The sequence below is a fragment of the Filifactor sp. genome, assembly GCF_057248345.1.
Genome location: NZ_DBHIIC010000034.1, coordinates 3,739 through 15,387 on the forward strand (window position 1 = coordinate 3,739; position 11,649 = coordinate 15,387).

An 11,649-nucleotide genomic window follows, 5' to 3' on the forward strand; every position below is an offset into this window, starting at 1 on the left:
CTGAAAATAGAACCGAAAATAGAACTGAAAATAGAACTGAAAATAGAACTGAAAATAGAACCGAAAATAGAACTGAAAATAGAACTGAAAATAGAACTGAAAAATAGTGAATACCGTATTATCCTTTTCATAATGGTGAACACCAATTATATAGTATGAATTGGATAACCATTGTGGAGTATAAGATGGAAGAACATGCTTTGATACAAAATGTATAATTGTACCGAAAAATGATAGGATGATATAGAATAAGCATGTTAGTTCTTATCAGGACTGTTTGATGTGATATGAAGTATTGAAACAGAATGGCTGAGAAAGAGAAGGATTGATAGAATTTAAATAAGTTGTAAAAGTAGGATGAATTGAAAAAAGTTCGGTGGAATGTTAACACCGTAGGATAAGGAGGGAACGATATTGGAATTTTATATCGCTGAAGAAGGGAAACCGGTGAATATCGGTTATGAGAGCACAACGATTGCGTACTATGGAAGTGAGATAGACTTATACTATGAAACGGAACCACCACATGGTGACGGGATTTTTTCTGCAAAGTTACCGCTATTGGAAATGAAACTCCCTTTTTGGATGTATGGTAGAAATCTTGTGTTTTTGGATGCGTATTATCTATTAGCGGAAACAGTTAAGAAAGGGACATCAAGTCCGATCACAAGTATGTTAATCAATATTCACACAGGAAAATATGCGAGCTTAGACAATTGGTATAACAACATATCTGTTGAGGAATCGGAGGTTGTATTAAAAAATGACTTCGATGGAAGCGCTTTGACTTTGAAAGATGTTGAGAACCTCAGTTGGGTGTCACTTGTGTAGCAACTGACGATTGAATGGAATCGTATAGGAATCAAAATAACATTAAAATAACAGCAAACTACATTTGTTCATCCATATGTGGTATTCAAAAAAAGTATAGGATGTTTTGATTATTAAGTAGTGACAGGAATATTCACACGATGTAATAAACTGATATGGTGGTAGACGGAAATTTTGGGAGAACTGTTTGAGAGAAAGGAACGGATGATTGTGTTTTAATATGTACAGTCAGAAGTTGTTTTGTCGGTGCATTCATTTTGCAAATATGATATAAGAAAAATGCGGAGGTGGAAGAATGAAGGATATGGATTGGGATAATATGCGTAAAAATTTGGAGGCGCTGTATGTTTTGGACAATGCATTGACTGATCCGTCGGAAGAGTATTTGAGGTTGATAAATAAGAAAGAGATTGACTCGAATCTCAAATATGAGATAGATAACGGAGCGGGAGATTTGCTATCTGTAATTTTTACGGAAACGGCAGTGTTGATAAAAGGATTTGCACACGAAAACAGTCTGAACCAATTTGCTTCTGATGAATGGAATCAAAGTATTATCGACAGGATGTATGAAGGGCTTGACGAGAAATGGAAGAATCTGTTCTCAGTGGAAGAAAGAGGACAAACTACATTTTTTATTTGGTATGATGGGGAAGTACATCAACATCAAATGGATGGAAATGACGGTGGTTGCTGGTTATTGGGATATTTGCTCGATACTTATGAAAGGTTTCAAGAATTTGTTACTGAATATTACTCTATGGAATTTGACAATCAACTATTGCAAAAACTGTATACGAATTCTTTTTTGTCAGATATGGAACTATCAGAATTGATTGCAGGATAGTGAGGTTATAGAGTGTTCAGAGAGATTAGAAGAACGGATTTTTCTGTAGAAGAAAGAACAATGATATCGTTTCTGAAGATTAGTTTGTAGATGATTCTGAACGGCAATTAAGGTATTCAATCAATAAATCGAATTTAGACTGTGATTGGGAGGAGATGAAGATGTCTGTAACAATTTTTGTGCACTTAAACGAATCGGAACATAACGATTTTGACATTATAACATTCAGTCAAGAAATGGAGAAAAAGTATCCGGGTAGCAAGTTGGAAATAAGGGATTCAGTGCGATATGATCTTTGTTGGGAAAATTATTCCAACCAATACCAATTTGAATTAAGAATGGATCAAAAGCGTTCTACTTTCGCAATAGAATACTTCCATTTTGATGAAACGATGGATGAATATGCAAGGTTTATCTTATGGTTGGCAAGTTTTTTTGGAAGAGAAAAAGAAGTGATGTTGCTCGATGAAATTGATTGCAATCAATTGGTATTAACCTGTGAGAACACGACGGATGATATCGTAAAATGGCTACAAGAAATTATCAACTGAATCATCGTCGGATAGGATAGAACTATTCTATAGTTTAAAAACTGATGAGTATAGGGCTTGATAGTTATGAAGAAATTGGAAACAGAGAATTTTTATCATAGAAAAAGCATATAACAAATGGTATAATGTCAAACGGATATTATATCAAAGAAACGAGGATTTAAGGAGATGAAACAGATGAATTATTTATTTTTGTTATTGATACCGATAGGGATAAGTTTAGTGGTTATCAGTGGTAAGCATTTATTCCGTTCTGCCACTGCAGAAATGGTGTATGAAATGCCGTGTAGCAATGGTGAAGGTGTTTTTACCATTTCTGAAAAGGGAAATTATGGCATTTGGATTAGCGGAAAACTGTTTTCAAAATCTCCGGTTGGAGAATTCGGATTCAATGTAATCAATCAGCAGACAGGTAATAAAATTCCTCTTTCGTTCAATATTATGCGTACAAGCGTAAGTGGATTTAAAACGGCAAGATTGGAACTGTATTCTTTTTATGCGGAAGAAGGGACTTATGTTATTTCATTGGATGGGGAATCCAATGCTTTTGATAAAGGAATTGCAGCTGTAAGAAATACCATTATTCAAAAACCTATCGATTACAGTTTGTACTCTGTTCAGATTCGTAAGCACAGACCGGTATATGTTTTATTCCTATCTATTTACGGTATGATATTCGGAATCATGGCAACCATTTCGGGAATTGTTCTTCCGATTGTTTTAAAATAATCGGCTTGTTGCAAAATTTGACTGAGAGAGATGAGATAGAGTATCCTTTGAGATATTTTTGAAACAGTATCGTTGAGTACTGAGTGTGATGAAGGAGACTGCAGTATCTGACTGGTAGAAGTCATTTATAGAGCATTCTCTATTATTCTAGGAATATGAATCATGGATTAAACTTGTAAAGAAAGATTGTTTTTCATAGTAGTATCTGTCTTTTCTTTTTTATCATCAAACACGTTAATAGTGTTTCAGACAACATTTGATAACAGTCAGAGGAATAATGTGTTTGGGGTATGAAAGGAAGATAGTATCCTATCAGGTATACTTTACTGAGATACGGATTGAAGTTTAAGGAGTTGAAGAGATGAAAGTCATTGATTTGACACACACCATCAAAGAGGATATGCCTGTTTACCCCGGAACGGACACACCGAAATTGATTCCGGCGAACAGTTACGAAGAGGACGGATTCAAGGAAACACTATTACAGATGTATACACATACCGGTACCCATGTAGATCCACCGGCACACATTTTTGCGGGAAGGACAACATTGGATGAATTTCCACCGGAGCAGTTTATCGGAAAGGCTTTGGTAATAGATTGTCATGAGTTGCGAGAAGGTGAAATGATTTCCATGGAGCATATTCGTAAAGCCGGAGAAAATGTAAAGAAAGCTGATTTTCTATTGTTTTATCTCGGTTGGGATAAACGCTGGGGAACGAATGCTTATTTTGGAGATTATCCTTGTATCGATGATGAGGTATTGGACTTCATTCTATCCGGAAACTATAAGGGGATTGGGTTTGATGTTATCGGCATCGATCCGATTGCAGATATGAACTTGACACGTCACAAAAAACTGTTTCGAGATTGTGATATTGTCAATATTGAAAATCTCAAGAATTTAGACCTCTGCGGTAGCGATTTGTTTCGGTTCAGTTGCTTTCCGCTAAAGATAGAAAATAGTGACGGTTCTCCGATTAGAGCAGTTGCATGGTTCGAATAGAGAATATTCCGATAGGAAAAGTTCGAATAGAAAATGACGATTTCAAATGATAATGAAGAAAGATTTAAGGCGATAGCAATATCGTCTTTTTTTGATGGAATCACAAACTGATAAAAAATAACAAAGAGAGTAAGAATAAACATGACAATTGGAACAGCAGGAGGATAGGCTAAGAGATTTGTATCTATTAGAGGAGATATGATAAAAAGAAATTTCATTTGTGAATTGTATAGACTGGAGATTTATCTTACAATAGAAAAAATACACTAATAATAGTATAATAGGTTCAAACTTTTTAAGAGGCAAATTTGAGTTAAAATAGGAGGATATTATGGGAACATGGAGTGCAACGATATTTGGTAACGATACCTCTTGCGATATTAAAGATGAATTTTTTGAGAGATATAATCGGGGAGAAGAGCCGATTGACATCAAAGATGATTTGCTTCCTTATGAAGATGATGACGATAGATTTGATGTCATATTTAGTTTGGCACATTGTTTGTGGGAAGTAGGTCAGTTAGAGGATGCGTTTCTTCTTAGAATCAAAGAAGTGATTGAAAATGGAGAAGATTTAGTTGTTGCGAAAGAGTTAGGTGCTGATGATAAATTTTTACGTCAAAGACAAAAGAATCTGGAAAAATTTTTGGATAAAATCAGTGTCAAGAAAGCAAGACCTAAAAAACGAGTAGCCCCGCCCGTTCCGATAGATAGCAAATACAGAAACGGGGCAGTAATGGCATTTCAATATCATGACGGTATGTGGGGAGCTTTGATTGCCATAAACGGACGATTCTTTGATAAACAGACATTCTATTGCTACATTCAAACGACGATAAAAACTACACAAAAGCCGACAATGGATGATGTGCGCAAGTCCTATATCATTGATGCGAACTTTCATAATAGGGAACGAAACTCTCTTCCATGGCGTTCTCCTCAGTTCTATTATGCATTTGACAGCTGTTTCAGACAGTATTTGGGAGTTAGAGAAACGAAGAAATTTGAACCTTATAATGATTCACTTTTTGAAATCATCGGATATTTGTCTGATTGGGGTGAGTGTTCAGGGGCAATTCACAACCATTTTGAGTATGGCTCCAAGACAGTTGAGGAGTTTCAATTTGAAGCTAGGAAATCGTTGGGGGCAGAATATAACAAGCATATATCTGTTCATACAACAATGACAGTAGAAGAAATAGACCAAGAGTTTATCATGCGTCTCAATTCATAGATTATTGAAATCGATAGTTGAGTTGGAAACTATCCCATCCGATATAATGACAGAAAGACAGTATCGTTTATCAAGTAATGAGATAAGAGGAGAGAAAACATGGAATTTGTACATGATAAAAAAAGTAATATTATTTTCAGTTTGTATGGTAGTAGAGTCCATGAAATGAAATTTCATAATAAAATGTTGAAATTGAAAGTTAGTGAATTATTTCGATATATAGATAATGAAGAAAAATCCTATCAGGGTGAAATCTGTTTTTATGATTGTGACTTAGATTTATGTAGCGTGTTGATTTTTAATAAAACCTTAGGGCAAGGATATTTCAAGGGTAAGGCAATCAGTATGAAAGAATTTATGGATAAGTACGATAATTTAGAATTTGAGATTATTACTGAAGGATATAATGCTAACAGTACTACTTATATGGGATGGATTTGGGAAGAGGGAAAAGAGCCTGTTTCCGGTATCATGTTTCTTTGGAACAGGGGAGATATGGTGTATCGAATCGAAGACTAAATTTTGAATGTTGCCTTGCCTCAGATAACTTGTAGAGATAGAATAAAGATGGAAAATAGATAGTTTGAATCTGAGTATTACCAACATATATCTGTTCCTACAACAATGACAGTAGAAGAAATAGATCAAGAGTTTATCATGCGTCTCAATTCATAGATTATTGAAATCGATAGTTGAGTTGGAAACTATCCCATCCGATATGATAGACGACAGTATTGTTATGGGATAGTTTTTTGACATGGTAAGACAGTAGCATTTATCAAGTAATGAGATAAGAGGAGAGAAAAATGGAATTTGTACACGACAGAAACAGTAATATTCTTTTCAGTTTGCATGACAGTAGAATACAGAAAGTCGATTTTCAGAACAATACTTTGAGATTGAAAATGAATCGTATCTTTCAATATACTTCCGAGGGAGAAAACATTTTTTCGGGAGATATTATCTTAAAGAACTGTGACTTGGACGAATGCAGTGTTTTTATTTTTGATAAAGTTGTTTATGAAGGGAAATTCTCAGGAAATGCTATGAGTATGAAGGAATATATGGAAACATATTCTAATGTAGAATTTGAAATTTTGACGGAAGGGTATTTTGGGTACAATACAATTTATATGGGCTGGATTTGGGAAGAGGGAAAAGAGCCTGTTTCCGGTATCATGTATCTTTGGAACAGGGGAGATATGGTGTATCGAATCGAAGACTAAATTTTGAATGTTGTCTTGTCACAGATAACTTGTAGTGATAAAATAAACAATGTAAAAAGAGAGGAGGTAACTTTGTGAGTCAAAAAACACTTAAAATCTTAGGGTGGATAGCGACATGTACTGCTATGTTGATGTATATCTCCTATTTTCCTCAAATTATCAATAACTTACATGGAAATAAAAGTGGGTTTCTACAACCTATGGTTGCAGCAATCAATTGTACTCTATGGGTAAGCTATGGCTTTTTTCAAGAGAAAAGAGATTGGCCTATCGTCGTTGCGAATTTACCTGGTATCATCTTCGGTACTCTTGCTGCAATTACTGCTTTGTAGAATTATTTTGTCAATAGTATTCATGGTATGATGCTGATGATGAAATCAAAAAAGTCAGAAATGGGATTTTATTATTTTTTCTTTTTCATATTGTTTTATGAGCGACATTACAACGAAACAATCAATCATTAAAAAAGAAAGTTGTGTTTTTGGAAAGAAATGATAGCATATAATCAAATATTGGGAGGAAGTTATGAATACATTTGTTTTGGTAGCTATCAAATTGTTGATTGGTTTTTTGGCTCTGATAACAATCATAAATATATCGGGTAAGGGTAATTTAGCTCCATCCTCTGCCAGTGATCAAGTACAAAATTATGTTCTTGGGGGTATTATTGGAGGAGTCATTTATAACAATAGTATTAAAATACCGGATTATATCGGTATCTTATGCATATGGTGTGCTCTTGTATTAGGTTTAAAATGGATTAAAAAACATAATGTAAGAGCAAAACAGTTAATCGATGGAAAAGCATTAATCATTATTGATGAAGGGGAAGTTAATATTGAAAATTGTCAAAAAGTGGGGTTATCTGCCCATGATGTATCTTTTAAACTTCGAACCAATAATGTGTATTCCATAAAAGATGTAAAAAGGGCTGTTGTAGAGCAAAATGGTCAAATCATTATTATTCATCCGGGCGAAGAAAACCCGAAGTTTCCGTTGATAACAGATGGTCAATTACAAACTGATATTTTGGAAGTAATAGGCAGGGATGAAAATTGGCTCATGGAGGAAATAAAAAAACAAGGACTGAACAATTACAGTGATGTATTTTTGGGAGAATATATAGATGACAAGTTGATTCTGGCACCATATCAATATAAATAGGCAAATAATGAAGTGTGCTAATCGATAAATTAAAAAGAGGTGGTATCAAAGTTTCTGATTGTGCATCAGAAACTTTTTGATATTGTAGAGATATTTTGAGCTATCTACTTAGAAATTAACCGGGAGATATGAAATGAAGAAAAATGTGAAGTGCACAGTAGAAGATATTTTCAATAAAATGAAAGAAATCTATCTGCATGATGGAGAAGAAGCTCTTTATCAAGAGGATGATTGGCATATCTATGAGGCAGGTGATGAGGAAAGGCTGTTGACTACTGTTTGTTGTGTGACGCCTCCACCTGATTTTGATGAAGAAACAGGGGAAGAAATCATACCTGAGTTTGCTCTTGAACATGGAATGAGAGCATCTATTTTGCCGGAGATTTTTCAAGATGTGATGATAAATGTCCTGGAACAAAAACAGGATGCAACCAATGAAGAAATCTTAAGAGCATTGAATTACTATATGAAGAAAGATACATTTCTATCAATTTAACAAATATTTGGAAAGCACTCTTTTATTATTAGAAAAATAAGAGACAGGTTGAAATGGACTGTCAGAAAGATAAAATAGTTTGGTTTTCTATCTGATTCCATGATAAGAAATAAAAATTTTTAGAAAATAAAAAACACAAGTTATAATGGAACGGGTGATTCAAAGTTATCATTAAAATTTATTTTTGATTGAGCGATAGTTTATTGGTGTTCTTCCATGACATATGATTCTTGCATTTTGAAATCCTATTTCGTATCACTCAAACTACAACAATAAGAATACAAAAAATGGAAAGGAACTTTTTTTGAAATGAAAAGGGAAATAAAATTTCACAGTATAATGTATCGGTATTATTTGTTTATTTTTTTATTTGCTGCCTTTGTGATTGCTTTCATAGCAGATTCACAATTATCGAATGGAGAACAAGAAATAACGATAGGCTTTTTTTATAGGACACTTGCGATAAGTACAAGACAGTTAACACATACTGCTCTTGCAATCTGTATTGCCATCTCGGCCATATTTTCGTTTGTAAATTACAAATGTTCTATCTCTGAAGAAGGGATATATTTTAAAAAAATCGGATTACTTGTACCATGGGATGAAATTGTTGCGATAAGCCATGTTTGGTTGAATGATTTTTCTCGTCCGACAATGGGACGTTTCTATTTCTACAATCGCAAAACGATAGTGATTTATAGAAAACAATATAAGCCGATTTGTGTTTACAATATTTCTCTATTGGCACTCTATGCCATAAAGTGGTATCATCCTGAAATCAAAACAAATATCGTGTCCGCTACTTTAGCAACTGTCTTTAATGTGGTACTGAATACAGTGATACTTTATGGAATATATAGTAATCGGATTGAGAATATTCAAATTCAATATGTTATGATTTTCATTGGACTGTATGCGATAAAGGTATTTGCAGTGCCTTTGTTGATGGTTGCCCAGCAAAATTATTTGCATGGAAATCATTTAGCTCACTCGTTGGGATATCAAAGAAATCCATCAGATGTGATTCATGTTTAATGTCATTTAGTGTATTGCTTAAGATTGGACTTGAGATGAGGGTATCATTTTGTGTCATGTGATGAGATTTTGTTCTGTCATACATGGAAGAAGAGAAGGATGCTTATTGGATACAAGGGAAAAAAGTACCATGATAGAAGAAATGATGATTGAGGAAGGTGATAGTATGAGAATCCTTTTAGCTGAAGATGAAAAAAGAATGGCGAAGGCGCTTATTGCACTTTTGAAACAGGAAAAATATGATGTGGATCATATGTCGGATGGAGCTTCTGCGCTTGATGCATTGGAAACCGGTGTCTATGATATTGCAGTCATTGACGTTATGATGCCTGAAATGAACGGATTTGAAGTTGTTTCCCATGTAAGAAAAAGCGGGATTAAGACACCGATTCTCATGCTTACGGCGAAGAGTGAATTGGATGACAAAGTGGAAGGACTTGATAGCGGTGCGGATGATTATCTTACCAAGCCATTTCAGACACAAGAACTGTTGGCAAGACTTCGAGCGCTTGTCAGACGAGGTTCTACACTTCAAGAAAACGGACTTCGTTTTGGTGATTTGGTCATAGATACGAAAACGGCAACACTTTCCTCTGAAGACACAGGTCAAAGTGTACGCCTTAGTGAAAAGGAACTGCGTATTTTGGAATATATGTTTCGGAATCAAGGTCATATTATGACACGTGAACAGCTTGCCGTAAAAATTTGGGGATTTGAAAATGAAACCGAGTACAATAATGTGGAAGTGTATATGTCTTTCACAAGGAAAAAACTGGCATTTGTAGGTTCAAGGGTTGAGATTAAGGCTGTACGAGGGCTTGGATACGAATTGAGGGAAAAAGATGTTTCATCAATCTAGAAAAAAGATTATACTATCGATTATGGGCTCGCTCATTCTTTTGTTCGCTGTCACAATGGCTGTGATTGTACTTGCCAGCTTTCGTGAGGTTCGGCACAAAAATTTGGAAATGTTGGAACGATATGTAGAGATGTACTCTCTTGAACAAATAACAGAAAGAGAGATACAACCTGAATTTCAAGCGGGAGAGTCAGAGCAACCAAATGATGAAATAGGAAACGGTCCTATGGATGATGTCACACCGGATGAAGGAAGTAGACCTCATTTTAACGAACTTCCAATCGATCATAGACCGGATTATCAGCTATCTACTTTCTATTCTGTTGCTGTTTCTACAGATGGTTCTGTTCTTGCTGTGGATGATGGAGGAAGGGAAGCTTATGATAAAGAAGAACTGATACAAATTGCAAAAAAAATGTTGGTTAGAAAAAAACATTCCGGAAGAACCGGAAATCTGACATATAGAATAAGTGAAAGGCAAGGATATACTTTAGTTGCTTTTATGGATAATACCTTATCGGAAGGTGGACTTAGAACTCTGTTACGATATGTACTGATTGTAGGGATTTCTTCCATATTTGCGATGTTCTTTGTTTCTTTTATTCTGTCCAATCGCATTATCAGACCTTTGGAAGAAAATGACAGAAAACAGAAACAGTTTATTTCAGATGCAAGTCATGAACTGAAAACTCCGGTTGCAGTAATTGATGCAAATGCAGAGATACTTTCACGTGAGATTGGTGTGAATGAATGGCTCGATAGCATTCGATACGAGAACAATCGCATGGGAGACATTGTAAAACAGTTGCTCCATCTTTCTCGTGCTGAAACCATGACAAGTTCGATGGAACAGATTGATTTTTCTCGGATTGTTACAGGAGAAATACTTGCTTTTGAAAGTCTCGCTTTTGAGAAAGGCAAGACATTATTGACTGATATTCAAGAGAATATTATTTTGAAAGGAAATCAATCTGAGCTTGCACAACTGGTATCCATTCTCTTGGACAATGCAGTTAGACATTCGACAGATTACAAAATTCAGATTTCATTGACGCATAGCAATCATGTTGCTGTATTGAGTGTAGTGAATTCCGGAAAAGAAATTCCTCAGGATAAATTAAATCATCTGTTCGATAGGTTTTACCGACTAGATGAAGTAAGAAATAGTGAAGCTCAACATTATGGAATTGGACTTTCGATTGCAAAAGCAGTGGCTGAAAAACATGGTGGAAGTATTGGAGTTTCTGCTCAAAATGGACAAATCAGTTTCAATGTGATACTTCCGATAAAAAAATAAAAAAATTTTAAAATTTAAAAATCTTCAATCTTATTTCAATAAACCTCCTTTACAATAAGCTCATCAAAAGTAAAGGAGGTTTATTAATATTATGAAAAAATTCAAAACTTTAACAGCAATTCTGTTAGCAGGAACCATTCCATTTGGATTATGTGCCTGCGAGAACAGTAATAGCACAAAATTAAATGGAAATAATAAATTAAATGAACAGGTTGCGATGAATGGACAGGATAACAACTGGGATTCATCTGACGGATGGGGAGGACCGGATGGAGCACCACCTGATGGAAGGGGAGGTTCAAACGGAGGACAGTTTGATGGACGTGGAGGTCCACACGGAGCACCACCTGATGGAAGGGGAGGTCCACACGGAG

General features: G+C 35.1%; 15 protein-coding genes. All 15 read left to right on the forward strand.

All coding sequences use genetic code 11. The annotated features are described in order from the left end of the window. Window positions 1-414 precede the first annotated feature (414 nt). The gene (locus ACO5GE_RS06175) at window positions 415-831 is read left to right on the forward strand and encodes a hypothetical protein (RefSeq protein ID WP_484830049.1); all 417 of its coding nucleotides are present in this window, start codon (window positions 415-417) and stop codon (window positions 829-831) included. Window positions 832-1,126: 295 nt separating this feature from the next. After that, window positions 1,127-1,678: a hypothetical protein gene (locus ACO5GE_RS06180; RefSeq protein ID WP_484830050.1), complete on the forward strand. Its 552-nt coding sequence runs from the start codon at window positions 1,127-1,129 to the stop codon at window positions 1,676-1,678. Between the two features lie 161 nt (window positions 1,679-1,839). Next, complete coding sequence (locus ACO5GE_RS06185) at window positions 1,840-2,229, forward strand: hypothetical protein (RefSeq protein WP_484830051.1); 390 nt, start codon at window positions 1,840-1,842, stop codon at window positions 2,227-2,229. A 177-nt stretch (window positions 2,230-2,406) separates the two neighbouring features. Beyond that, window positions 2,407-2,958, forward strand: coding sequence for a hypothetical protein (locus ACO5GE_RS06190; RefSeq protein ID WP_484830052.1), 552 nt, complete (start codon window positions 2,407-2,409; stop codon window positions 2,956-2,958). 361 nt (window positions 2,959-3,319) lie between these two features. Beyond that, window positions 3,320-3,964 carry a cyclase family protein gene (locus ACO5GE_RS06195; RefSeq protein ID WP_484830053.1) on the forward strand — a complete coding sequence of 215 codons (645 nt, stop codon included), beginning with the start codon at window positions 3,320-3,322 and terminating at the stop codon, window positions 3,962-3,964. A gap of 331 nt (window positions 3,965-4,295) precedes the next feature. Next, a complete protein-coding gene (locus tag ACO5GE_RS06200) occupies window positions 4,296-5,198 on the forward strand; it encodes a hypothetical protein (protein ID WP_484830054.1) in 903 nt (300 codons plus the stop codon). Between the two features lie 99 nt (window positions 5,199-5,297). Further along, window positions 5,298-5,717, forward strand: a complete 420-nt coding sequence (locus tag ACO5GE_RS06205; RefSeq protein WP_484830055.1) for a hypothetical protein — start codon at window positions 5,298-5,300, stop codon at window positions 5,715-5,717. A gap of 287 nt (window positions 5,718-6,004) precedes the next feature. After that, window positions 6,005-6,424: a hypothetical protein gene (locus tag ACO5GE_RS06210; protein WP_484830056.1), complete on the forward strand. Its 420-nt coding sequence runs from the start codon at window positions 6,005-6,007 to the stop codon at window positions 6,422-6,424. Between the two features lie 74 nt (window positions 6,425-6,498). Further along, on the forward strand, window positions 6,499-6,756 hold the full coding sequence (locus ACO5GE_RS06215) for a SemiSWEET family transporter (RefSeq protein WP_484830057.1): 258 nt from the start codon (window positions 6,499-6,501) through the stop codon (window positions 6,754-6,756). 193 nt (window positions 6,757-6,949) lie between these two features. Continuing rightward, a complete protein-coding gene (locus tag ACO5GE_RS06220; RefSeq protein WP_484830058.1) occupies window positions 6,950-7,588 on the forward strand; it encodes a DUF421 domain-containing protein in 639 nt (212 codons plus the stop codon). A gap of 133 nt (window positions 7,589-7,721) precedes the next feature. Then, window positions 7,722-8,084, forward strand: coding sequence for a DUF7716 domain-containing protein (locus ACO5GE_RS06225; RefSeq protein WP_484830059.1), 363 nt, complete (start codon window positions 7,722-7,724; stop codon window positions 8,082-8,084). 309 nt (window positions 8,085-8,393) lie between these two features. Then, on the forward strand, window positions 8,394-9,119 hold the full coding sequence (locus tag ACO5GE_RS06230; protein WP_484830060.1) for a hypothetical protein: 726 nt from the start codon (window positions 8,394-8,396) through the stop codon (window positions 9,117-9,119). 106 nt (window positions 9,120-9,225) lie between these two features. After that, complete coding sequence (locus tag ACO5GE_RS06235) at window positions 9,226-9,978, forward strand: response regulator transcription factor (RefSeq protein WP_484830061.1); 753 nt, start codon at window positions 9,226-9,228, stop codon at window positions 9,976-9,978. Next, complete coding sequence (locus ACO5GE_RS06240) at window positions 9,962-11,275, forward strand: sensor histidine kinase (protein ID WP_484830062.1); 1,314 nt, start codon at window positions 9,962-9,964, stop codon at window positions 11,273-11,275. The genes ACO5GE_RS06235 and ACO5GE_RS06240 overlap by 17 nt, the downstream gene beginning before the upstream one ends. A 91-nt stretch (window positions 11,276-11,366) precedes the next feature. Further along, window positions 11,367-11,649, forward strand: a 283-nt coding sequence (locus tag ACO5GE_RS06245; protein WP_484830063.1) for a hypothetical protein, incomplete at its 3' end; no start/stop codon positions are given.

Bases quoted from the DNA above. Each gene is read 5' to 3' on its own strand.
- ACO5GE_RS06180 (WP_484830050.1), top strand. From the start codon at position 1,127: ATGAAGGATATGGATTGGGATAATATGCGTAAAAATTTGGAGGCGCTG.
- ACO5GE_RS06185 (WP_484830051.1), top strand. From the start codon at position 1,840: ATGTCTGTAACAATTTTTGTGCACTTAAACGAATCGGAACATAACGAT.
- ACO5GE_RS06190 (WP_484830052.1), top strand. From the start codon at position 2,407: ATGAATTATTTATTTTTGTTATTGATACCGATAGGGATAAGTTTAGTG.
- ACO5GE_RS06195 (WP_484830053.1), top strand. From the start codon at position 3,320: ATGAAAGTCATTGATTTGACACACACCATCAAAGAGGATATGCCTGTT.
- ACO5GE_RS06200 (WP_484830054.1), top strand. From the start codon at position 4,296: ATGGGAACATGGAGTGCAACGATATTTGGTAACGATACCTCTTGCGAT.
- ACO5GE_RS06205 (WP_484830055.1), top strand. From the start codon at position 5,298: ATGGAATTTGTACATGATAAAAAAAGTAATATTATTTTCAGTTTGTAT.
- ACO5GE_RS06210 (WP_484830056.1), top strand. From the start codon at position 6,005: ATGGAATTTGTACACGACAGAAACAGTAATATTCTTTTCAGTTTGCAT.
- ACO5GE_RS06220 (WP_484830058.1), top strand. From the start codon at position 6,950: ATGAATACATTTGTTTTGGTAGCTATCAAATTGTTGATTGGTTTTTTG.
- ACO5GE_RS06225 (WP_484830059.1), top strand. From the start codon at position 7,722: ATGAAGAAAAATGTGAAGTGCACAGTAGAAGATATTTTCAATAAAATG.
- ACO5GE_RS06230 (WP_484830060.1), top strand. From the start codon at position 8,394: ATGAAAAGGGAAATAAAATTTCACAGTATAATGTATCGGTATTATTTG.
- ACO5GE_RS06240 (WP_484830062.1), top strand. From the start codon at position 9,962: ATGTTTCATCAATCTAGAAAAAAGATTATACTATCGATTATGGGCTCG.